The organism is Nocardioides furvisabuli (assembly GCF_021083185.1).
GTDB lineage: Bacteria > Actinomycetota > Actinomycetes > Propionibacteriales > Nocardioidaceae > Nocardioides > Nocardioides furvisabuli.
On the sequence record NZ_JAIGQB010000007.1, the window covers coordinates 177,931 to 199,590 of the forward strand.

Sequence of the window (21,660 nt, forward strand, 5' to 3'; positions counted from 1 at the left end):
TGTGCCCCACGACGACCCGCGACCCGAGACCGCCGCCCCGGACGAGCCGCCCCGGACGATCCCGGACCCGGGCTTCGCCGACGACCGCGGCGAGGCCGACCCCCGCGTACGCCGCGCGCTGGCCGATCACGTGGCCGGGCGGGCGACCTCGGGCACCGTGCTGGCCACGCTGCAGGACGCCCGGCTCCTGGTGCCGGTGGTCGCGGTCCTCGGCGAGGTCGAGCACGACGCGCAGGGGCTCGCCCACGACAAGTCGTCCGACATGGCAGCCGTGCTGGTGCAGGCCGCGGACGGCAGCACGGGGCTGCTGGCCTTCACCTCCACCGAGACCATGGCGCTGTGGGACCCGGGGGCACGTCCGGTGCCCGTCACTGCCGCCACCGCTGCCACCGCCGCGGTCCAGGACGGTGCCGAGGCGTTGCTCGTGGACCTCGCCGGCCCGGCGACGTACGTCGTCGACGGCGAGGACCTCACCCGGCTGGCCGCGGGCTGGCGCCTGGTGGGCGTGGGACAGGGACACGGCTGGATTGGCCCGTCGGCGCAATGATCCGCTAGCCTTCCGTGTTGACCGATCAGTGCCACCACAGATCCACGGTGGCGCCGATCCCGCCAAGCGGAGGCAGCACCATCGTCTCCCACCCGCACCGATCGCCCTGCACCACAGATCGTCGGGTCAAGGTCCAGTGAGCACAGGAGTCGCGCGACCTCTGTGACCACGAGCTCCTCCGAGAGGGGGACGTGTCGTGACTGGCTCCCGCTTGGCACCAGCGGGAGCCGTTGTGCATTTCCGGGCGAAGTGATTCGACGGGGCACAGTGGAGCTCCCACCCACCGAACCACTGGAGGACCCATCAGCACCGAGCTGCGCATCAACGAGCGGATCCGCGTACCCGAGGTCCGGCTCGTCGGACCCAACGGCGAGACCGTTGGCATCGTGCCGACCGACCAGGCACTCAAGCTGGCCGTGGAGGCCGACCTCGACCTCGTCGAGATCGCTCCCCAGGGACGCCCCCCGGTCTGCAAGCTCATGGACTACGGCAAGTTCAAGTACGAGAACGCCCAGAAGGCCCGCGAGTCGCGCCGCAACCAGACGAACGTGATCATCAAGGAGATGAAGCTTCGTCCCAAGATCGACAAGCACGACTACGAGACCAAGAAGGGTCACGTCGTGCGCTTCCTGGGAGCCGGCGACAAGGTCAAGATCACGATCATGTTCCGCGGTCGTGAGCAGCACCGCCCCGAGCTGGGCTTCCGCCTGCTGCAGAAGCTGGCCGAGGACGTGCAGGAGCTCGGCTTCGTCGAGTCCTCGCCGAAGCAGGACGGTCGCAACATGACGATGGTCATCGGCCCGCACAAGAAAAAGGCCGACGCCAAGATCGACGCCGACGCCGCCCGCGCCTCGAAGGAGCAGGAGCGCGCCGAGCGCAAGGCCGAGGAGGACGCGGAGCGCGAGGCAGCCCACGCCGCCGGCCCCGTGGCGCAGAAGAAGGAGCGCGGCCGCTCCGAGAACCTGGATCCGGAGATCGAGGCCTGAGCCTCGCTCCCACAGACACACGCAATCGAAGGAAGAGACAGACATGCCGAAGAACAAGACCCACTCGGGCGCGAAGAAGCGCTTCAAGGTGACGGGCTCGGGCAAGATCATGCGCCTGCAGGCCGGCCGCAAGTCCGGCGCTGCGTTCGCGTCCGCGCCGACCACGGGCAGCCGCAAGAAGCACCGCCGCAACGCCGGCATGGTCGAGCTCGAGAAGGGCGACGTCTCGCGCGCCAAGAAGATGCTCGGCATCTGAGCCTCATCCCCTGGTGGCCCAGCCGCCGTCCCATCCTGATTTTCCTCTGCACCAAGGAGTAGCACCATGGCACGCGTCAAGCGCGCAGTGAACGCCCAGAAGAAGCGTCGTACCACCCTCGAGCGCGCCAGCGGTTACCGCGGCCAGCGCTCGCGCCTCTACCGCAAGGCGAAGGAGCAGGTCACCCACTCCCTCGTCTACAGCTACAACGACCGCCGCAAGAACAAGGGCAACTTCCGCAAGCTGTGGATCCAGCGCATCAACGCCGCTGCCCGCGCGAACGGCATGACCTACAACCGCTTCATCCAGGGCCTCGGCCTGGCCGGCATCGAGGTCGACCGCAAGATCCTCGCCGAGCTTGCCGTCAACGACGCCCCGGCCTTCGCCGCGCTCGTCGAGGCCGCCAAGGCCGCGCTGCCCGAGGACGTCAACGCGCCCAAGGTCTCCGCCTGATCCACATGGGCACTCCACTGACCGCTGGGAACAGTCGCGTCAAGGAGGCTCGCAAGTTGAGCCGCCGCTCGGTACGCACCGAGCGGCGGCTCTTCCTCGCTGACGGCCCGAAGGCCGTCGAGGGGGCCCTCTCCGTCGAGGGTTGCGTCGTCGAGGTCTTCGCGACGCCTGCTGCGCTCGAGCACCACGCGACCCTGCTCACCGGCGCCGACGTCACCTTGGTCGACGACCGCGCGCTCGCCTCGCTGTCGGACTCGGTGAGCCCCGCTGGCGTGGTGGCGGTATGCCGCCACCTCGACGCCCCGCTGCAGCACGTCGTCACCGCGTCCCCGCGGCTGCTCGCCATCTGCGCCGACGTCCGCGACCCCGGCAACGCCGGCACCGTGATCCGCACCGCTGACGCGGCGGGCGCCGATGCGGTGGTGCTGGCCGGCCAGTCGGTGGACCCCTACAACCCCAAGACCGTGCGCGCCACGGTCGGCAGCCTGTTCCACCTGCCGTTCGCGATCGCACCGGACCCGGCTGCGGCAGTCCGTGCCGCACAGGCCCGCGGGCTCACTGTCCTCGCCGCCGACGGCGGTGGTGAGGACGACCTCTTCGACGTCGACCTGTCCGGCCCGACGGCGTGGCTGTTCGGCAACGAGGCCTGGGGGCTCCCCGACGAGCTCGCGGCGCTGGCCGACCACCGGGTGGCCATCCCCATCCACGGCCGTGCCGAGAGCCTCAACCTCTCCACGGCGGCCGCGGTGTGCCTCTACGCGAGCGCCCGCGCCCAACGGTCGTCGCGATGATCCTCATCGACCCGCCATCGGTGCCCCGCTGGGACCGGTTGTGGTCGCACCTGGCCAGCGACACGTCGTACGACGAGGTGCACGCCTTCGCCGCGGCGCACGGGATCCCGTCGCGCGGCTGGGACCGTGACCACTACGACGTGCCGGCCGACCACTACGACGCCATGGTGGCCGCCGGGGCGGTCCCGGTCGCGTCCCGCGAGCTGGTCCTCGCCCTGCGCGCCGCGGGCCTGCGGCGGCCGAAGGCGCAGTCGCGCGACTAGGGTTGCGGCTGTGACGGACGAGGGTGGCAGACGGGTCGGGAGCGCTCCCAGCAGGCTGCGCTCGCTGGCGGACTCCTACCCCGACGGCATCCTCGGCGCCACCCGCAACGGCGTCGTGACGATCCTCAACGCCCAGGGAGCCGCACTGCTCGGGGTCGACGCCCGGGACGCGCTCGGGATGCCGCTGGCCGACGTGCTCCGGCTGCTCGACCAGGACGGCCGCACCTGGCTCGACGTCAACCGGCCCTTCGACAGCATCTCCATCGTGCGCGCGATGCCGGAGCAGTCGTGGCTGAGCGCTGCCGGTGAGGAGGTCCTCACCACCGCGACGCTGATCCGCAACGAGCCGCTCGCACCGGTGGCGGGGATCGCGGTCGGTCTTCGCAGCGGTCGGGGACGAGCACGGCTGGACCGGGAGCGCTCCGACCTCGTCGCCACGGTGGCGCACGAGCTGAGGTCACCGCTGACCGGCGTCAAGGGCTTCGTGCAGGCGCTGCTGAACCGCTGGGACAAGCTCAGCGACGACCAGCGCAAGCTCATGCTGATGACGGTCAACGCCGACGCCGACCGACTTGCCAGGCTGATCGCAGAGCTCCTCGACGTCGCACGCATCGACACCGGCCGGCTCCAGCTCTACCCCCGGCAGTCGTCTGCGGAGGTGCTGGTGCGCCGGGTCGTCGACTCGATCGAGGCCGGCACGGCCCGCGACGTCGGGCTCGACGTCGAGGACGACCTCCCGGAGGTCTTCGCCGACCCCGACAAGTTCACCCAGGTCGTGACCAACCTCGTGGAGAACGCCGTACGCCACGGTCAGGGCCGGGTCCGGGTTCGGCTCGCCGCACTCCCCGAGCTGCCCGGCGTGCGCATCACGGTCGACGACGAGGGCGACGGAATCCCGGTGGAGCTGCGCCGGCGGGTCTTCACCAAGTTCTGGACGACGGGGGAGTCCGGTGGCACCGGGCTGGGGATGTACATCGTCGGCGGTCTGTCACGCGCCCACGGTGGGTGGGTCACGATCGACGACGCTCCCGGCGGTGGCGCGCGGGTGATGGTCGACTGGCCGAGCGTGGACCGGCGCGAGGACTGAGCCTCCACACAACCTTCACGAGTCGTCCCCGCCTCCACCCCGGTCCGGCTCCTAGGGTCGGTGCATGACGTCACGCAGGGCCCTCGTGGTCGAGGACGAGCGCACCATCAACGATGCGCTCGCCGACCGGTTGCGGGCCGAGGGATACACGGTCGACCAGGCTTTCGACGGTCCGTCGGCGGTCGACATCGCCACGGCGAGGCACCCTGACGTGGTGCTCCTCGACGTGATGCTGCCGGGCTACGACGGCCTGGAGGTGTGCCGGCGCATCCAGGCGGACCGGCCGGTGCCGGTGCTGATGCTGACCGCGCGCGACGACGAGGCCGACCTGCTGGTCGGGCTGGGCGTCGGCGCGGACGACTACCTCACCAAGCCGTTCTCGATGCGCGAGGTGGTCGCCCGCGTCTCCGCCCTGCTGCGGCGCGTGGAGCGGGCCGCCGCCCTGGTCGACCAGCGTCCCGCGGCGCTGGAGGTCGGCGGTGTGCGCCTCGACCCCGGCACCCGGCGTACGACCGTGACGGGCGAGGCGGTGCACCTCACGCCGACCGAGTTCGACCTGCTGCTCTGCCTGGCCCGCGAGGCCGGGCAGGTCCTCAGCCGCGAGCGCCTGCTGCGCGAGGTGTGGGACTGGGGGGACGCCTGGGCCAGCGCCAGCGCCACCCGCACGGTCGACAGCCACGTGAAGGCGCTGCGCAGCAAGGTCGGGGCCGCGCGCATCCGCACGGTCCACGGGGTGGGCTATGCGTTGGAGGACCTGCCGTGAACGCCCCACCGGCGGGCAGCCCGCTGGACGCCGTGTCGAGCCTGAAGACCAAGCTCGGCCTGCTGGTGGTGGCGTCCGTCGTCACCGCGGTGCTGCTGACGCTGCTCGGTTCCGCGGCTGACGTCTCGCCGTTGCTCGTCCTGCCGGTCAGCGTGGCGCTCGCACTCGGCGTCACCCAGCTCCTTGCTGCGGGAATGGTGGCGCCCCTGCGGCAGATGACCACCGTCTCCCGGGCGATGGCACGTGGTGACTACTCGGGTCGGGTGCGCACGTCGGCCACCGACGAGGTGGGTCAGCTCGCAGCGGCGTTCAACCGGATGGCCGAGGACCTCGCCACCGTCGACCGGGAGCGGCGCGACCTCATCGCGACCGTGTCCCACGAGCTGCGGACCCCGCTGACAGCCATGACCGCCTTGCTCGAGAACCTCGCCGACGGCGTGGTGCCGCCCGACACCGCCCAGCTGGGCGCCGCGCTCGAGCAGGCGCAGCGGCTGGGTTCCCTGGTCGACGACCTGCTCCAGCTCTCACGGCTCGAGGCGGGGGTGGTCGACCTCGACCGTCGCGAGATCCACCTCCGCGCTCTCGTCGTCGATTCAGTGGCCCAGGTGGTGTCCGCCGGTCGACCCGGGAGGTACGACGTCGAGGTCGCCGATGACCTGCGCGTTCGCGCCGACCCGGCGAGGCTGCGCCAGCTGCTCGTCAACGTCCTCGACAACGCCGGTCGTCACGCACCGCCCGACACGCACGTGCGGGTCAGCGCCGGCGCGGTCGCCGACGGGTGGTGGCTCGAGGTCACCGACAGCGGTAGGGGAGTGGCGCCCGAGGACCGCGAGCGGGTCTTCGCGCGGTTCGGCACCGACGGCGCCGGTGGCACCGGCCTCGGTCTCGCCGTGGCCCGGTGGGTCGCCGAGCTGCACGGCGGCACCCTGCGCTTCCTCGACCCACCCGCCGGGCGGGGCGCCCGCCTGCGTCTCGCCGTGCCCACACCTCTTCCAGCCGGTCCACGGTGGACCACTCCCACGACGACACAGGAGACTCCGATGACCGCGACCACCCGGCCCGCACCGCCGTCGCCTGACGACCTGGCGGTCGGCGGCACTCCGCCGTCCGGGCTCGACCAGCTGTTCGGCAGGTTCTGGCCCGAGTCCGGGATCGGCTCGGGCCTGGCGACCGTCGCGGCCGCCGCAGCAGCCGGGCTCGTGGCCGGACTGGCGCTGTCCCTCACCGCGGTCGGCGTGACCTGGACCCTCGTGGCAGTGACGAGCGGTGCGGCTGCTCTCGCGACCGCGCGCCGACGGCGCGAGACGTGGACCGTCCTGTGCAGCGTCCTGGCCCTGCTGCTCGTCCTGCCGATGACCCTCCTCGACGCCTGGTGGGTGCAGGCGCTCGGGCTGATCTCCGCCACGGCCGTCTTCCTGTGCGGCATGACCGGTGCTCGCACGGTCCCCGGGATCCTGCTCTCGGGCATCGCGTGGCCGCTCGCCTCGCTGCGGGGGCTGCCGTGGTTCGGTCGGTCGCTCCGCATCGCCGGCACCGGGTCCCGCACGCCCGCCCTGGTGCGTACGGCGGTGTGGTCGTTGCTGGGGCTGGGCGTCTTCGGCACGATCTTCGCCAGCGCCAACCCCGTCTTCGGGTCGTGGGTCGACCAGCTGGTGCCGACCCTGAGCTTCAACGACGTCGTCGGCCGGCTGTTCCTGGCCGGGTTCGTCTTCGCCGCCACCCTCGGCGCCGGCTACCTCGCGCTCAACCCCGCCCGGGTGGAGGTGCTCGCTGACCGGCGGGTGACCCCGCTGGCCAACCGCTTCGAGTGGCTCGTGCCGGTGCTCGTCGTCGACGCCGTGTTCGTGGCGTTCATCGCGGCCCAGGCGCGTGCCCTGATCGGCGGGCGCGCCTACATCGAGGCGTCCACCGGACTGACGTACGCCGACTACGTCCACCAGGGCTTCGGACAGCTCACCCTGGCGACCGCGCTCACCGTGCTCGTGGTGTGGGTGGCGTCGAGGCGGGCGGGGGAGGCCCCCGCTGACCGCCGCTGGATGTTCGCCTCACTCGGCCTGCTCTGCGCACTGACCCTCCTCGTGGTCGCCTCTGCGCTGCGAGGCATGGGCGTCTACCAGGACGCCTACGGCTTCACCACCTTGCGGCTCTTCGTCGACGTCTTCGAGGGATGGCTGGGCTTCGTGGTGCTCTCGATCATGGTGGCCGGCGCGCTCGGCCTCGGTCGTTGGCTGCCGCGGGTGGCGCTCGCGTCCGGGGCGGTCGCGCTGGTCGGGTTGGCGGCGATCAATCCCGACGCGTGGGTGGCCGGGCGCAACCTCGACCGTTACAAGTCCACGGGCGCACTCGACCTCTACTACCTGCAGTCGCTGTCGGCCGACGCCGCCCCCGTCATCGTGGAGCGCCTTCCCGCGGAGGTGGCGCGGTGCGTGCTCCGCACACTGCCGCTCAGCTCGCTGGACCCCGAGGCCCTCGACGACGTGCGGGCGTGGAATCTGTCCCGGTCACGGGCGCAGGACGCTGTTCGCCGGATCGGTGTGCTTCCGGGGTTCCCTGCGCCTGAGGACGAGTGCGCCGATGTGTGGAACAGGTTCGCCGAGTAACCTAGGGGCGTGGACACGTGCTTGCGATTTCTGCGCCCCGGACCTGGTCCGTCGGGCAGCTGACGTCGTGGGTCCGGGGAGTGCCCCGTCCGACCCGATGCCCCTCCACTTCTAGACTCTGCGGCGTCCTTGTGCCGCCGCGCGAAAGGGAGCCATGTCCGGCCCCAACACCGACTACGACCCCGTCGAAGTGACCCCGCTCAAGTCCGAGGAGGTCGAGGCGATGCGCGAGGCGGCACTGGCCGCCATCGCCGGCGCCGCGGACCTCGATGCCCTCAAGCAGGTGCGCCTGGACCACGCGGGCGACCGCTCGCCGCTGGCACTGGCCAACCGCGAGATCGGCGCCCTGCCACCGCAGGCCCGCAAGGAGGCCGGCCAGCGCGTCGGCCAGGCCCGCGGCGCGATCAACCAGGCCCTCGCTGCCCGCCAGGTCGTGCTCGAGGCCGAGCACGAGGAGCGCATGCTCGCCGAGGAGACGGTCGACGTCTCGCTGCCCACGACGCGGCGCCCACGCGGCGGGCGTCACCCACTGACGCTCCAGTCCGAGCTCATCGCCGACCTCTTCGTCGCCATGGGCTACGAGGTCGCGGAGGGCCCCGTCGTCGAGGCCGAGTGGCTGAACTTCGACGCCCTCAACCTCGGTCCCGACCACCCGGCCCGCACGATGCAGGACACCTTCTGGACCGAGCCGGCCGACCATCACGTCGTGCTCCGGACGCAGACCTCGCCGGTGCAGGCGCGCACCATGCTGACCCGCAGGCCCCCGATCTACGTCGTGTGCCCGGGTCGGGTCTTCCGCACCGACGAGTACGACGCCACGCACTCGCCGATGTTCCACCAGGTCGAGGGCCTCGTCGTCGACGAGGGCATCACGATGGCGCACCTGAAGGGCACGCTCGACCACTTCGCCTCCCAGCTCTTCGGCGACGGCATCACCACCCGCTTCCGCCCGTCCTACTTCCCCTTCACCGAGCCGTCGGCCGAGGTCGACGTCAAGTGCTTCGTGTGCCTGGGAAGCGGGACGGGCGTCGACTCCGACGCCTGTCGCACCTGCCGCGGCGAGGGCTGGATCGAGTGGGGCGGCTGCGGTGTCGTCAACCCGCGCGTGCTCGTCGCCTGCGGCGTCGACCCCGAGGTCTACAGCGGCTTCGCCTTCGGCATGGGCATCGACCGCTCGTTCATGTTCCGCCACAACCTGGAGGACCTGCGTCCGCTCTTCGAGGGCGACGTCCGGTTCAGCAGCGCATTCGGCACCGAGATCTGAGAGGGGAGAACTGAGATGAAGGCACCCCTGTCCTGGATCCTGGACCACGTCGACGTACCCGCTGGCACGACGACCGACGAGATCACCGACCGGCTGACCCTCACCGGGCTCAAGCTGGAGGCGATCGAGAGCCCCGGACGTGACATCACCGGGCCCCTGGTCGTCGGTCGTGTGCTCACCATGGAGCCCGAGCCCCAGAAGAACGGCAAGACCATCAACTGGTGCACCGTCGACGTCGGGGACGCCAACGGCACCGGTGAGCCGCAGGGCATCGTCTGCGGCGCCCACAACTTCGCGCCCGGCGACCTCGTCGTCACGGTCCTGCCCGGCGGCGTGCTGCCCGGCGGGTTCGAGATCGGCGCCCGCAAGACCTACGGCCACCTGTCGGCCGGGATGATCTGCTCGGCCCGCGAGCTCGGCCTGGGGGAGGACCACGACGGCATCATCGTGCTCCCCGCCGACGCCGGCTCGCCCGGCGAGGACGTACGCCCCCTGCTCGGTCTCGACGAGGAGACCATCGAGTTCGAGATCAACCCCGACCGCGCCTACGCGCTGTCGATCCGCGGCATCGCCCGTGAGGTGCTCGTCTCGGTCGAGGGTGCGACCGGCTTCCGCGACCCGGCGCTGCGCGACACCCCGGCCGCCAACGGCGAGGGCCACCCGGTCGTGGTCGAGGACGCCGAGGGCTGCCCGGTCTTCGTCGCCCGCACGGTCACCGGCTTCGACCCCACCGCGCCCACCCCGGACTTCATGGTGCGCCGGATCACCGCGGCCGGCATGCGCCCGATCTCGCTGGCCGTCGACGTGACCAACTACGTCATGCTCGAGACCGGCCGTCCCATCCACGGCTACGACGCCGACAAGGTGCAGGGCGCCCTCGTCGTACGCCGTGCGCGCGACGGCGAGCGGCTCACCACCCTCGACGGCGCCTCCCGCACGCTCGACCCGGGCGACCTGGTCGTCACCGACGACTCCGGGATCATCGGGCTCGGCGGAGTCATGGGCGGTGAGACGACCGAGATCTCGGGCGCGACGACGTCGATCCTCGTCGAGGCCGCGCACTGGGACGCCGTGTCGATGTACCGCACCGGGCGGCGCCACAAGATCACCTCCGAGGCAGGCAAGCGCAACGAGCGCGGTGTCGACCCGACCATCTGCGAGGCAGCCGCCGATCGCGTCGTCGAGCTGCTGGTCGAGCACGGCGGTGCCCAGGCGCACCCCGGCGTCACCGTCGTCGGGTCCGCACCGGCCATCGCGCCCGTCGAGGTCAGCGGGGACCTGGCCGCCCGCGTGTCCGGCATGGACATCACCGAGGAGCGCAGCGTCGAGTGCCTGCGCGCCGTCGGGTGCGAGGTGACCGGCTCGGGCACGCTCTCGGTCATCCCGCCGCCGTGGCGCCCCGACCTCACCGACGCCCAGGACTTCTCCGAGGAGGTCATCCGCCTCGTCGGCTACGACCTGGTCCCGTCGGTGCTCCCGACACCGCCCTCGGGCCGGGGCCTCACTCGGCCGCAGCAGCTGCGCCGCCGGATCGGTCGCACCCTCGCGGGAGAGGGCTTCGTCGAGGTCGTCACGTTCCCGTTCATCGGCACCGAGGACCTCGACGCCCTCGGTCTGGCCCCGGACGACCCGCGCCGTGACGTGCTCCGGCTGTCCAACCCGCTGAGTGCGGAGGCCGGCTACATGACCACGACGCTCCTGCCGGGCGTGCTGCGTGCGGCCGGCAAGAACGTCGGGCACGGCACCACCGACCTCGCGATCTTCGAGACCGGCACGGTCACCCTGCCCCGGCACAGCGGTCCCGCCGCGATCCTGCCGGTCGACCGCCGACCGACCAAGGAGGAGCTCGCCGCGCTCGACGCAGCGCTCCCCGCACAGCCGCTGCACCTCGCCGTCGTCGCGGCCGGCGACGCGGTCGCGGGCGGCTGGTGGGGCGCGGCGCGTCCGGTCTCGTGGTCCGACGCGGTCGACGCGGTCCGCTCGGTCGCCGACGCGCTCGGGCTCGAGGTCACCGCCGCTGCCGTCGAGCTGGCGCCCTGGCACCCCGGCCGCTGTGCCGAGCTGTCGGTCGACGGTGAGGTCGTCGGGCATGCCGGCGAGGTGCACCCGAAGGTGTGCGACGCCTTCGGCCTGCCCCGGCGCACGGTCGCGGCGGAGGTCGACCTCGACCTGCTCATCGCTCGTGCGGTCCACCTGCGCCAGGCGCCGGCCTTCTCCTCCTACCCCGTCGCCAAGGAGGACGTCGCGCTGGTCGTCGACGACTCGGTGCCGGCCGCGGAGGTCGAGGCGGCTCTGCGCGAGGGCGCGGGCGAGCTGCTGGAGTCGATCCGGCTCTTCGACGTCTACACCGGCGAGCAGGTCGGTGACGGGAAGAAGTCGCTGGCCTTCGCCCTGCGCTTCCGCGCTGCCGACCGGACCCTCAAGGAGGGTGAGTCAGCCGCCGCACGCGACGCAGCGGTGGCACTCGCCGCCGAGCGGACCGGCGCCGTCCAGCGGAGCTGATCGCGCCGGGCGCTCCCACGCGCCTTCGGGCCGGGCGGTCGACCACGCCGTCCGGCTCGACGTCCTCGCAGGGAACGGCAGATCGGCCACCCCGTTTCCGCATGCAATACGGTGCAATGTATAGTCATGCATATGTCCGCCACAGTCGCCGTTGCCGGAGCCAGTGGGTACGCCGGGGGTGAGGTGCTGCGCCTCCTCCTGGGCCATCCCGACGTCGAGATCGGCGCGCTGACCGCCGGCTCCAACGCAGGTGAGCGCCTCGGCGCGCTGCAGCCGCACCTGCTGCCGCTGGCCGACCGCGTCCTGGCCGACACCACGCTCGAGTCCCTGGCCGGGCACGACGTGGTCTTCCTCGGCCTCCCGCACGGCCAGTCCGCGGCCATCGCGCAGGCGCTCGGGGACGACACCGTGGTCATCGACTGCGGCGCCGACTTCCGGCTGACCGACCCGGGGGAGTGGGAGGCGTTCTACGGCGGCGAGCACGCCGGCTCCTGGCCCTATGGTCTCCCCGAGCTGCCGGGACAGCGCGAGCTGCTGCGTGGAGCGCGGCGCATCGCGGTGCCCGGCTGCTACCCCACCGTCTCGACGCTCGCCATCGTCCCGGCGCTGTCGGCCGGGCTGGTGGAGGCCGACGTCACCGTCGTGGCGGCGTCCGGCACGAGTGGCGCGGGCAAGGCCGCCAAGCCGCACCTGCTCGGCAGCGAGATCATGGGCAACGCCAGCGCCTACGGCGTCGGCGGGTCGCACCGGCACACCCCCGAGATCGTGCAGAACCTCAGCGGCGTCGCCGGCTCGCGCGTGAAGGTCGGCTTCACGCCGCTGCTGGTTCCCATGTCGCGGGGCATCCTCGCCACGGTCCAGGCGCCGCTCCTCGACGGAGTGGGGGAGGCCGAGGTCCGCGCCGCCTACGAGACGGCGTACGCCGACGAGGCGTTCGTCCACCTGCTCCCCGAGGGCCAGTGGCCCCAGACGCAGTCGGTGCTCGGCTCGAACGCCGTGCAGGTCCAGGCCTGCGTCGACGAGCGCGTACGCCGCCTCGTCGCGGTGGCCGTGGTCGACAACCTGGCCAAGGGCACTGCGGGCGCCGCCGTCCAGTGCATGAACCTCGCTCTCGGCCTCGACGAGGCCACCGGGCTCTCCACGATCGGACTCGCACCATGACCGCACGCACCCACGAGATCGAGCAGTTCCCCGAGACCCTCGCGGTGGTGCGGCTCGCGCCCGGCGCGGAGATCCCCGAGTGGGCCGAGTCGTCCTCGATCTTCTCGATCACCGCGACCGGCGACGAGACCTCGCTCGTGTGCGCTGCGCGCAGCGTGCCGACGAAGTCGGTGCACCGCGGCCCGTTGACGGCGTTCGCCGTCAAGGGTCCGCTCGACCTCGACCTCGTCGGCGTGCTCCACGGCCTGCTCGGGCCGCTCGTGGAGGAGGAGGTCAGCGTCCTGACGCTCTCCACCTACGACACCGACTGGATCCTCGTGGCCAGGGACGACGCGGAGCGCGTGGCGGAGGCATGGCGACGACAGGGCCACACCGTCGCCCCCGCCGTCCCGTCCCGGAAGAAGAAGTCATGACCGTCACCCACCCCGCCGGCTTCACCGCCGCCGGCGTCGCCGCGGGACTCAAGTCCACCGGCGCCCGCGACCTCGCCCTCGTCGTCAACCAGGGGCCGACCTACGACTCCGCCAGCGTCTTCACCGCCAACCGCTGCAAGGCCAACCCGATCCTGTGGAGCCAGGAGGTCGTCAAGGACGGTGTCGTGCGCGCGGTCGTGCTCAACTCCGGCGGCGCCAACTGCTACACCGGCCCGGAGGGCTTCCAGACCACGCACGCGGTGGCCGAGAAGGTGGCCGACGGGTTGGGCATCGGCGCGATCGACGTCGTCGTCTGCTCGACCGGGCTGATCGGCCTGGCCAACGACCGCGACGACCTGCTCGCAGGCGTCGAGGCCGCCACCGCCGCGCTGTCCCCGGACGGCGGTGCCCTCGCGGCGGAGGCGATCATGACCACCGACTCGGTCAGCAAGAACACCGTCGTCGAGGGCGCCGGGTGGTCGATCGGCGGCATGGCCAAGGGCGCCGGGATGCTGGCGCCCCAGCTCGCCACGATGCTGGTCGTCCTCACCACCGACGCGGTCGTGCCGGCCGCCGACCTCCACGCCGCCCTGCGCGCCGCCACCCGGGTCAGCTTCGACCGGCTCGACTCCGACGGCTGCATGTCGACCAACGACACCGTCACGGTGATGGCCAGCGGTGCCAGCGGCATCACCCCCACGCCGGAGGACTTCACGGCCGCGCTCACCCAGGCGTGCACCGACCTCGCGATGCAGCTGCTCGAGGACGCCGAGGGCGCCGACCACGAGATCGCCATCACCACGCTCCACGCCGCGACCGAGGACGAGGCCGTCGAGGTCAGCCGCAGCGTCGCGCGGAGCAACCTCTTCAAGGCAGCGATCTTCGGCAACGACCCCAACTGGGGTCGCGTGCTCGCCTCCATCGGCACCACCAGCGCGACCTTCGACCCCGCCGACCTCGACGTCGCCATGAACGGCGTCTGGGTCTGCCGCCGGTCCACCCCCGCCGAGGACCCGGCCACCGTCGACCTCACGCCCCGCGAGGTCAGCGTGACCATCGACCTCAAGTCCGGCGACGCCCGCGCGACCGTCTGGACCAACGACCTCACCCACGCCTACGTCCACGAGAACAGCGCCTACAGCTCATGAGTGACGAGATGACGAACCAGAACCCCCGACGCCCCGACCCCGCCAAGGCCCGCACGCTCGCCGCCGCGCTGCCGTGGCTGAAGCGCTACCACGGCCAGACGATCGTGGTGAAGTACGGCGGCAACGCGATGACCGACGACGCGCTCAAGGTCGCGTTCGCCGAGGACATCGCCTTCCTGCGCTTCGCCGGCTTCAAGCCGGTCGTGGTCCACGGCGGCGGTCCGCAGATCTCCCGCATGCTCGACAAGCTCGGCATCGAGTCGGAGTTCCGCGGCGGCCTGCGGGTCACCACCCCCGAGGCGATGGACGTCGTCCGGATGGTCCTGGTCGGGCAGGTCCAGCGGGAGCTGGTCGGCCTGATCAACCAGCACGGCGCGCTCGCCGTCGGCCTCTCCGGTGAGGACGCGGGACTCTTCACGGCCGAGGCGACCAACACCATCGTCGACGGCGAGGAGGTCGACCTCGGACTGGTCGGCGAGGTCGCCCGTGTACGCCCCGAGGCGGTCCTCGACCTCATCGAGGCCGGCCGGGTGCCCGTGGTCAGCTCGGTGGCCCCCGACGTCGACGGCGTGGTCCACAACGTCAACGCCGACACCGCGGCCGCCGCGCTCGCCATCGCGCTCGGTGCCGAGAAGCTGCTCGTCCTCACCGACGTCGAGGGCCTCTACCGCGACTACGGCAACTCCGACGACCTCATCCAGGAGATCAGCCCGGAGGCGCTGGGGGAGATGCTGCCCAGCCTCGACGCGGGCATGGTCCCGAAGATGCGGGCCTGCTACGAGGCGGTCACCGGCGGCGTGCCCCGCGCGACCGTGGTCGACGGCCGTGAGCCGCACTCGGTGCTGCTGGAGATCTTCACCGACGAAGGCGTCGGCACCCAGGTGCTGCCCGGTGTCGCGACGCGGATGCGCAAGCCCTACGCGCCCCAGGACGAGTCATGAGCATCCAGGAGCGCTACACCGGCGCCGTCATGAACACCTTCGGCCCGCCGGCGCTGGCGCTGGTCCGTGGCCACGGTGCGCACGTGTGGGACACCGACGGCAAGGAGTACGTCGACCTGCTGGGCGGCATCGCCGTCAACGCGCTCGGCCACGCGCACCCGGCGCTCGTCGAGGCCGTGACCGCCCAGCTCTCGACCCTGGGCCACGTCTCCAACTTCTTCGCCACCGAGCCCCAGGTCGCCCTCGCCGAGCGGCTGCAGGCGCTGCTCGGCTGGGACGAGTCGCGCGTCTTCTTCAGCAACTCCGGCGCCGAGGCCAACGAGGCCGCGATCAAGCTGACCCGGCGCACCGGCCGCACCCGGATCGTCGCTGCCGAGGGCTCCTTCCACGGTCGCACGATGGGCGCGCTGGCGCTCACGTCCAAGGCGGCCTACCGCGAGCCCTTCGAGCCGTTGCCCGGTGACGTCACGTTCGTCCCGTTCGACGACGTCGCCGCCCTGGCGGACACGGTGGACGACACCGTCGCCGCCGTCGTCCTCGAACCGATCCAGGGGGAGGCGGGCGTCGTCGTCCCGTCCCCGGACTACCTCCTCGCCGCGCAGCGGATCGCACACGAGCACGGGGCCCTGCTGTGGCTCGACGAGGTGCAGACCGGCATCGCCCGCACAGGTGCCTGGTTCGCCCACCAGCTGGTGGACGGGGTCGAGCCCGACGTCGTGACGCTCGCCAAGGGCCTCGGCGGAGGCATCCCCATCGGGGCCACTGTCGCTCGGGGACGGGCCGCGACGCTGCTCCAGCCCGGCAACCACGGCACCACGTTCGGCGGCAACCCCGTCGCGTGCGCTGCCGCGCTCGCCGTGCTCGACACCGTCGTGGCCGAGGGCTTGCTCGCCGCAGCGACCGAGCGCGGCGACCGGCTCGCCGAGCTGCTCGCGAGCCAGGCCGGGGTCGTCGAGGTCACCGGGGCCGGCCTGATGCGCGGCGCCGAGCTCGACGGACCGTACGGCGTCCACGCGGTGGCCACGGCCCGCGACGCGGGCTTCATCCTCAACGCGACGGGACCCTCACGCCTGCGCTTCGTGCCGCCGCTGGTCCTCACCTCCGACGACCTCGACGCGCTCGGGCGCGCCCTGCCCCAGATCCTCGAGTCCGCCCGGACCGCAGCACAGGAGACCACCCGATGACCCGCCACTTCCTCCGCGACGACGACCTCTCGCCCGCCGAGCTGCTCGACGTGCTCGACCTGGCCGACGCGATGAAGGCTGACCAGTTCGGGCACAAGCCCCTCGCCGGCCCGCACACCGTCGCGCTCGTCTTCGACCGCCCGACCCTGCGCACGCAGGTGTCCTTCGTGGCCGGCATCGCCGAGCTCGGCGGCAACCCGATGACCGTCGACGGCGGGCTGGCGGCCATGGGATCGCGCGAGGGCGTCGAGGACGTGGCCCGCGTGCTGGGGCGCCAGGCTGCGGCGATCGTGTGGCGCACCGCCCACCAGAGCGACGTGGTGACGATGGCCGACCACGCCGGCGTACCCGTCCTCAACGCGCTCACCGACGAGTTCCACCCCTGTCAGCTGCTCGCCGACCTGCAGACGGTGCGCGAGCACAAGGGTCGCCTCGCCGGCGTCCGCGCGGCGTTCGTCGGCGACGGTGCCTGCAACATGGGGAACTCGTGGGTGCTGGCCGGCGCGTCGGCCGGGATGCACGTCGTCGTCGGCGCGCCCGACGGCTTCGCCCCCGACGCCACGGTGGTGGCCCAGGCACGTGAGCTGGCCCAGCAGACCGGCGGTTCCGTCGAGATCACGACCGACCCCGTCGAGGCCGTCGGCGGCGCCGACGTGGTCATCACCGACTCGTGGGTCAGCATGGGCCGCGAGGAGGAGTCGCAGGGCCGCCTCCGCGTCTTTCCGCCCTACGGCGTGACCGAGGACCTCCTGGGCCACGCTGCGGCGGACGCCATCGTCATGCACTGCCTGCCCGCCTACCGCGGCAAGGAGATCGCCGAGTCCGTCATCGAGGGTCCGCAGTCGGTCGTGTGGGACGAGGCCGAGAACCGGCGCCATGCCCAGAAGGCCGTCCTCACCTGGCTCCTGGAGCACCCGTGAGCGCGATGACCCCGCTGACCAAGGGCGCGCGGCACCAGCGGATCATCGACCTCGTGACCTCCCGTCCGGTGCGCTCCCAGACCGAGCTCGCCGACCTGCTGGCCGGCCTCGGCGTACGTGTCACCCAGGCCACGCTGAGCCGCGACCTCGTCGAGCTCGACGCGGTCAAGGTCCGCGGCGCCGACGGCGCCCTGGTCTACGCCGTCCCCGGCGAGGGCGGCGACCGCACGCCCACGGCCCCGCGCGACTCCGCCGCCGGACGGGACCGGCTCGCCCGGTTGTGCGCCGAGCTGCTCGTCAGCGCGGAGGCGAGCGCCAACCTCGTCGTGCTCCGCACCCCGCCGGGCGCCGCCCAGTTCCTCGCCAGCGCCTTCGACAAGGCCGACCTCGGCGACATCCTCGGCACGATCGCCGGCGACGACACCCTGCTCGTCATCGGGCGCGACCCGCTCGGCGGGGACGCCCTCGCCCAGCGGTTCCTCGACCTGGCCAACCACCCGCACCACACCACCACCTCTGCAAAGGACGTCCTGTGAGCAAGGTCCTCACCTCCCTCCCGGTCGGCGAGCGCGTCGGCATCGCCTTCTCAGGAGGCCTCGACACCTCGGTGGCGGTCGCCTGGATGCGCGAGAAGGGTGCGGTGCCGTGCACCTACACCGCCGACATCGGGCAGTACGACGAGCCCGACATCTCCGGCGTGCCTGCCCGCGCCAAGGAGTACGGCGCCGAGGTCGCGCGCGCCGTCGACTGTCGCGCCTCGCTCGTCGAGGAGGGCCTGGCCGCGATGGCCTGCGGCGCCTTCCACATCCGTTCCGGCGGTCGCACCTACTTCAACACCACGCCGCTCGGTCGTGCCGTGACGGGGATGATGCTGGTCCGCGCGATGCACGAGGACGGCGTCGACATCTGGGGCGACGGCTCGACCTTCAAGGGCAACGACATCGAGCGGTTCTACCGTTACGGCCTGCTCGCCAACCCCGAGCTGCGCATCTACAAGCCGTGGCTCGACGCAGACTTCGTCCACGAGCTCGGCGGTCGCGACGAGATGAGCCAGTGGCTCACCGAGCGGGACCTGCCCTACCGCGACAGCAAGGAGAAGGCCTACTCCACCGACGCCAACATCTGGGGTGCCACCCATGAGGCCAAGACCCTCGAGCACCTCGACGTCTCGCTGGAGACCGTCGAGCCGATCATGGGCGTGAAGTTCTGGGACCCCACGGTCGTGATCGACACCGAGGACGTGACGATCCGCTTCGACCAGGGCCGGCCCGTGGCGATCGACGGGCAGTCCTTCCCCGACGCCGTCCAGCTGGTGCTGAAGGCCAACGAGATCGGCGGGCGCCACGGGCTCGGCATGTCCGACCAGATCGAGAACCGGATCATCGAGGCCAAGTCCCGCGGCATCTACGAGGCCCCCGGCATGGCGCTGCTGTGGATCGCCTACGAGCGACTGCTGAACGCGGTGCACAACGAGGACACCATCGAGAGCTACCACAGCCAGGGTCGTCGCCTGGGCCGGTTGCTCTACGAGGGCCGCTGGTTGGACCCGCAGGCGCTGATGATGCGCGAGGCGATCCAGCGCTGGGTGGCCTCCCTGGTCACCGGCGAGGTCACGCTCCGGCTCCGGCGCGGCGAGGACTACACGGTCCTGGCCACCGACGGCCCGGCCTTCTCCTACCACCCCGACAAGCTCTCCATGGAGCGGACCGACAACGCCGTCTTCGGTCCGACCGACCGGATCGGCCAGCTCACGATGCGCAACCTCGACATCGCCGACTCACGCAGCAAGCTCGAGCTCTACGCCTCCCAGCCGCAGGACCAGGGCCACGTCCTGGTCGAGAACGGCAACCTGTTCGGTGAGATCGAGCCTGGGGGAGCGGACCGCATCGCTCGGCGCAACGGCGCCGACCAGCTGGACGACGAGGCCCTCGACCACGCGGCGATGGACGTCGGGACCGACTGATGGGCGAGCACGGCACCACCAACGAGGGCTCGCTGTGGGGTGGACGCTTCGCCAGCGGACCGTCGCCCGAGCTCCAGGCGCTGTCGAGGTCGACGCACTTCGACTGGCAGCTCACGCCGTACGACCTCGCGGGCTCGCGTGCGCACGCCAACGCGTTGCACCGCGCAGGCCTGCTCACCGACGCCGACCACGCGGAGCTCCTGCGGGGTCTCGAGGTGCTGGGGGAGAGGTACGCCGCCGGCGACCTGCGCCCGTCCCACACCGACGAGGACGTGCACGGTGCGCTCGAACGCCTGCTGCTCGACGAGGTCGGCACCGAGGTGGGGGGCCGGCTGCGGGCCGGCCGCTCGCGCAACGACCAGGTCGCGACGCTGTTCCGTGCCTACCTCCGCGACCACGCGCGCTCGATCTCCGCGCTGCTCCTCGACCTCGTCGACGTCCTCGCCGGCAAGGCCGAGGCGCACCTCGAGGTCGTCATGCCGGGCCGCACCCACCTCCAGCACGCCCAGCCGGTGCTGCTCGCGCACCACCTCCTGGCCCACGCGTGGCCGCTGCTGCGTGACGTCGGCCGGTTGCGCGACTGGGACGCACGCGTGGCCGACGACTCGCCGTACGGCTCGGGTGCCCTCGCGGGCCAGACGCTCGGCCTCGATCCGTTGGCCGTCGCCGCAGAGCTCGGCTTCTCGGGCTCCTCGGCGAACTCGATTGACGGAACCTCTGCCCGTGACTTCGCCGCCGAGTTCGCGTTCGTGACCGCCCAGGTCGGGGTCGACCTCTCCCGGCTCGCGGAGGAGGTCATCCTGTGGACCACCCGTGAGTTCGACTTCGCCCGCTTGCACGACTCGTGGTCGACGGGGTCGAGCATCATGCCGCAGAAGAAGAACCCCGACATCGCCGAGCTCGCGCGCGGCAAGGCCGGTCGCCTCATCGGCAACCTGGCCGGTCTGATGGCCACCCTCAAGGGACTCCCGCTCGCCTACAACCGCGACCTGCAGGAGGACAAGGAGCCGGTCTTCGACTCCGTCGAGACCCTCGAGTTGCTTCTCCCGGCTGTCACCGGCATGGTCGCGACGCTGACCTTCAACGTCGAGCGCATGGCCGAGCTCGCACCCCAGGGCTTCTCCCTCGCCACCGACGTGGCGGAGTGGCTGGTGCGGGAGGGGGTGCCGTTCCGCGACGCCCACGAGCTCGCCGGTGCCTGCGTACGCCGCTGCGAGGAGCTCGGGTGCGACCTCCCCGACCTGACCGACGACCAGCTTGCGGCCGTCTCGCCGGCGCTGACCCCCGACGTTCGCGCGGTCCTCACCGTCAGCGGTTCCGTCGCCTCCCGCTCGGGACGGGGCGGAACCGCACCGGTCCGCGTGGGGGAGCAGCTCGACGAGCTTCGTTCGGCGAGTGCCGACCATCGTGCCCGCCTGGGCTGAGGGCGACCCCCTCGAGGTCGCCCCGCGACTCCTCGGTGCGGTGCTCACGCACGGGGGAGTCGCGTTGCGGATCACCGAGGTCGAGGCGTACGCCGGCCCGGCCGACCCGGGGTCGCACGCCTTCCGCGGACGTACGCCGCGCAACGACGTCATGTTCGGTCCGCCCGGTCGCCTGTACGTCTACTTCGTCTACGGGATGCACCACTGCGCCAACCTCGTCACCGGAGCCAACGGTGATCCCGGTGCGGTCCTGCTCCGCGCGGGCGAGGTCGTGTCCGGGATCGAGCTCGCTCGGGCGCGCCGCTCGGGCAGTCGCGACCGCGAGCTGGCTCGTGGACCGGCACGCCTGTGCCGCGCGCTGGGCATCGACCTCTCGCACAACGGGTCCGACGTGGACCTCCGGGCGGGGGAGCAGGTGGTCCAGATCAGTGCCGGGCCGCGGGTCGGCCTGCGTCACGCAGCCGATCGTCCGTGGCGGTTCTGGGTCACCGACGACCCGACCGTGAGCACCTACCGTCCAGCCCCTCCGCGTCGCACAGGCCTCTGACCTGCAGTTATGCGTGACGGGCACCCCCGGTTTGTCATGTCGCCCGATCGTCGTCTAATGTTTCACCTGTCGCCGCAAGCGGCGCCGCCTCCTGGCCAGAAGGTCAGATGAAGCGGAAACCAGCTGCGACCACCGAAGCACGAAGTCCCGCCGAGTTTGACGCGGGATGGAGCGCCCGGTAAGTTTCTGCAGGTTGCCCCGCGACCAACCCGGCCAAGCCGGTGAGGAACGGGTGCGTCTGATTCTTGAGAACTCAACAGTGTGTTTGATTAGTCGACGAATTAGTTTGTTATGCCCCGTTGGCTCTTCTGTTCTTGCCCTTTTTTGGGGTTGGGGTGGTTGGGTCGCGGTTTCTTTGACAATGATTCTGACAGATGTCAGTTTTGTTCAGTCAGGGGATGTGGCTCTTATTGATTGTGGCTGGCCTGGCTTTGGTTGGGTTGGTTC

The 21,660-nt window shown here is 71.6% G+C and carries 21 protein-coding genes; all 21 read left to right on the forward strand.

Features of this window, described 5'->3' with window-relative positions:
* Position 1 precedes the first annotated feature (1 nt).
* The 21 genes from K4G59_RS14885 (at position 2) to K4G59_RS14985 (ending at position 21,213) form a co-directional block, all read left to right on the forward strand.
* A complete protein-coding gene (locus tag K4G59_RS14885) occupies positions 2 to 547 on the forward strand; it encodes an SseB family protein (RefSeq protein WP_231251846.1) in 546 nt (181 codons plus the stop codon).
* A 230-nt stretch (positions 548 to 777) separates the two neighbouring features.
* Entirely contained in the window at positions 778 to 1,533 is a 756-nt protein-coding gene (gene infC / locus K4G59_RS14890) for a translation initiation factor IF-3 (protein ID WP_372461821.1), read from the forward strand.
* Between the two features lie 43 nt (positions 1,534 to 1,576).
* The gene (locus K4G59_RS14895; RefSeq protein ID WP_056606600.1) at positions 1,577 to 1,789 is read left to right on the forward strand and encodes a large ribosomal subunit protein bL35; all 213 of its coding nucleotides are present in this window, start codon (positions 1,577 to 1,579) and stop codon (positions 1,787 to 1,789) included.
* Positions 1,790 to 1,855: 66 nt separating this feature from the next.
* Complete coding sequence (gene rplT / locus K4G59_RS14900) at positions 1,856 to 2,242, forward strand: 50S ribosomal protein L20 (RefSeq protein ID WP_090971165.1); 387 nt, start codon at positions 1,856 to 1,858, stop codon at positions 2,240 to 2,242.
* A 5-nt stretch (positions 2,243 to 2,247) separates the two neighbouring features.
* Positions 2,248 to 3,033 (forward strand): TrmH family RNA methyltransferase, encoded by a 786-nt coding sequence (locus K4G59_RS14905; protein WP_231251847.1) that lies wholly within the window; start codon positions 2,248 to 2,250, stop codon positions 3,031 to 3,033.
* On the forward strand, positions 3,030 to 3,296 hold the full coding sequence (locus tag K4G59_RS14910; RefSeq protein ID WP_231251848.1) for a DUF4031 domain-containing protein: 267 nt from the start codon (positions 3,030 to 3,032) through the stop codon (positions 3,294 to 3,296). The genes K4G59_RS14905 and K4G59_RS14910 overlap by 4 nt, the downstream gene beginning before the upstream one ends.
* A 10-nt stretch (positions 3,297 to 3,306) precedes the next feature.
* Positions 3,307 to 4,383, forward strand: coding sequence for a sensor histidine kinase (locus K4G59_RS14915; protein ID WP_231251849.1), 1,077 nt, complete (start codon positions 3,307 to 3,309; stop codon positions 4,381 to 4,383).
* Positions 4,384 to 4,447: 64 nt separating this feature from the next.
* The gene (locus tag K4G59_RS14920; RefSeq protein ID WP_231251850.1) at positions 4,448 to 5,146 is read left to right on the forward strand and encodes a response regulator transcription factor; all 699 of its coding nucleotides are present in this window, start codon (positions 4,448 to 4,450) and stop codon (positions 5,144 to 5,146) included.
* Entirely contained in the window at positions 5,143 to 7,746 is a 2,604-nt protein-coding gene (locus tag K4G59_RS14925; protein ID WP_231251851.1) for a DUF4153 domain-containing protein, read from the forward strand. The genes K4G59_RS14920 and K4G59_RS14925 overlap by 4 nt, the downstream gene beginning before the upstream one ends.
* Positions 7,747 to 7,900: 154 nt before the next feature.
* Entirely contained in the window at positions 7,901 to 9,010 is a 1,110-nt protein-coding gene (gene pheS / locus K4G59_RS14930; protein ID WP_231251852.1) for a phenylalanine--tRNA ligase subunit alpha, read from the forward strand.
* Positions 9,011 to 9,025: 15 nt separating this feature from the next.
* Complete coding sequence (gene pheT, locus K4G59_RS14935) at positions 9,026 to 11,512, forward strand: phenylalanine--tRNA ligase subunit beta (protein ID WP_231251853.1); 2,487 nt, start codon at positions 9,026 to 9,028, stop codon at positions 11,510 to 11,512.
* A gap of 132 nt (positions 11,513 to 11,644) precedes the next feature.
* Positions 11,645 to 12,673: an N-acetyl-gamma-glutamyl-phosphate reductase gene (gene argC / locus K4G59_RS14940; RefSeq protein WP_308189404.1), complete on the forward strand. Its 1,029-nt coding sequence runs from the start codon at positions 11,645 to 11,647 to the stop codon at positions 12,671 to 12,673.
* On the forward strand, positions 12,670 to 13,086 hold the full coding sequence (locus tag K4G59_RS14945) for an ACT domain-containing protein (RefSeq protein WP_231251855.1): 417 nt from the start codon (positions 12,670 to 12,672) through the stop codon (positions 13,084 to 13,086). Before argC ends, K4G59_RS14945 begins: the two co-directional genes overlap by 4 nt.
* Positions 13,083 to 14,234 (forward strand): bifunctional glutamate N-acetyltransferase/amino-acid acetyltransferase ArgJ, encoded by a 1,152-nt coding sequence (gene argJ / locus K4G59_RS14950; RefSeq protein WP_231251856.1) that lies wholly within the window; start codon positions 13,083 to 13,085, stop codon positions 14,232 to 14,234. Before K4G59_RS14945 ends, argJ begins: the two co-directional genes overlap by 4 nt.
* Positions 14,231 to 15,175 (forward strand): acetylglutamate kinase, encoded by a 945-nt coding sequence (gene argB, locus K4G59_RS14955; RefSeq protein ID WP_231251857.1) that lies wholly within the window; start codon positions 14,231 to 14,233, stop codon positions 15,173 to 15,175. The genes argJ and argB overlap by 4 nt, the downstream gene beginning before the upstream one ends.
* Positions 15,172 to 16,359, forward strand: coding sequence for an acetylornithine transaminase (locus K4G59_RS14960; protein ID WP_231251858.1), 1,188 nt, complete (start codon positions 15,172 to 15,174; stop codon positions 16,357 to 16,359). The genes argB and K4G59_RS14960 overlap by 4 nt, the downstream gene beginning before the upstream one ends.
* Positions 16,356 to 17,279: an ornithine carbamoyltransferase gene (argF, locus tag K4G59_RS14965; RefSeq protein WP_231251859.1), complete on the forward strand. Its 924-nt coding sequence runs from the start codon at positions 16,356 to 16,358 to the stop codon at positions 17,277 to 17,279. The genes K4G59_RS14960 and argF overlap by 4 nt, the downstream gene beginning before the upstream one ends.
* Before the next feature lie 5 nt (positions 17,280 to 17,284).
* Complete coding sequence (locus K4G59_RS14970) at positions 17,285 to 17,815, forward strand: arginine repressor (RefSeq protein ID WP_231251875.1); 531 nt, start codon at positions 17,285 to 17,287, stop codon at positions 17,813 to 17,815.
* A complete protein-coding gene (argG, locus tag K4G59_RS14975; protein WP_231251860.1) occupies positions 17,812 to 19,242 on the forward strand; it encodes an argininosuccinate synthase in 1,431 nt (476 codons plus the stop codon). The genes K4G59_RS14970 and argG overlap by 4 nt, the downstream gene beginning before the upstream one ends.
* Positions 19,242 to 20,666 carry an argininosuccinate lyase gene (gene argH / locus K4G59_RS14980; RefSeq protein WP_231251861.1) on the forward strand — a complete coding sequence of 475 codons (1,425 nt, stop codon included), beginning with the start codon at positions 19,242 to 19,244 and terminating at the stop codon, positions 20,664 to 20,666. The genes argG and argH overlap by 1 nt, the downstream gene beginning before the upstream one ends.
* Positions 20,638 to 21,213: a DNA-3-methyladenine glycosylase gene (locus K4G59_RS14985; protein WP_231251862.1), complete on the forward strand. Its 576-nt coding sequence runs from the start codon at positions 20,638 to 20,640 to the stop codon at positions 21,211 to 21,213. The genes argH and K4G59_RS14985 overlap by 29 nt, the downstream gene beginning before the upstream one ends.
* Positions 21,214 to 21,660 lie beyond the last annotated feature (447 nt).

Coding starts and splice junctions, on each gene's coding strand:
- K4G59_RS14895 (WP_056606600.1), top strand. CDS start 1,577: ATGCCGAAGAACAAGACCCACTCGGGCGCGAAGAAGCGCTTCAAGGTG.
- rplT (WP_090971165.1), top strand. CDS start 1,856: ATGGCACGCGTCAAGCGCGCAGTGAACGCCCAGAAGAAGCGTCGTACC.
- K4G59_RS14905 (WP_231251847.1), top strand. CDS start 2,248: ATGGGCACTCCACTGACCGCTGGGAACAGTCGCGTCAAGGAGGCTCGC.
- K4G59_RS14910 (WP_231251848.1), top strand. CDS start 3,030: ATGATCCTCATCGACCCGCCATCGGTGCCCCGCTGGGACCGGTTGTGG.
- K4G59_RS14920 (WP_231251850.1), top strand. CDS start 4,448: ATGACGTCACGCAGGGCCCTCGTGGTCGAGGACGAGCGCACCATCAAC.
- pheS (WP_231251852.1), top strand. CDS start 7,901: ATGTCCGGCCCCAACACCGACTACGACCCCGTCGAAGTGACCCCGCTC.
- pheT (WP_231251853.1), top strand. CDS start 9,026: ATGAAGGCACCCCTGTCCTGGATCCTGGACCACGTCGACGTACCCGCT.
- argC (WP_308189404.1), top strand. CDS start 11,645: ATGTCCGCCACAGTCGCCGTTGCCGGAGCCAGTGGGTACGCCGGGGGT.
- K4G59_RS14945 (WP_231251855.1), top strand. CDS start 12,670: ATGACCGCACGCACCCACGAGATCGAGCAGTTCCCCGAGACCCTCGCG.
- argJ (WP_231251856.1), top strand. CDS start 13,083: ATGACCGTCACCCACCCCGCCGGCTTCACCGCCGCCGGCGTCGCCGCG.
- argB (WP_231251857.1), top strand. CDS start 14,231: ATGAGTGACGAGATGACGAACCAGAACCCCCGACGCCCCGACCCCGCC.
- K4G59_RS14960 (WP_231251858.1), top strand. CDS start 15,172: ATGAGCATCCAGGAGCGCTACACCGGCGCCGTCATGAACACCTTCGGC.
- argF (WP_231251859.1), top strand. CDS start 16,356: ATGACCCGCCACTTCCTCCGCGACGACGACCTCTCGCCCGCCGAGCTG.
- K4G59_RS14970 (WP_231251875.1), top strand. CDS start 17,285: ATGACCCCGCTGACCAAGGGCGCGCGGCACCAGCGGATCATCGACCTC.
- argH (WP_231251861.1), top strand. CDS start 19,242: ATGGGCGAGCACGGCACCACCAACGAGGGCTCGCTGTGGGGTGGACGC.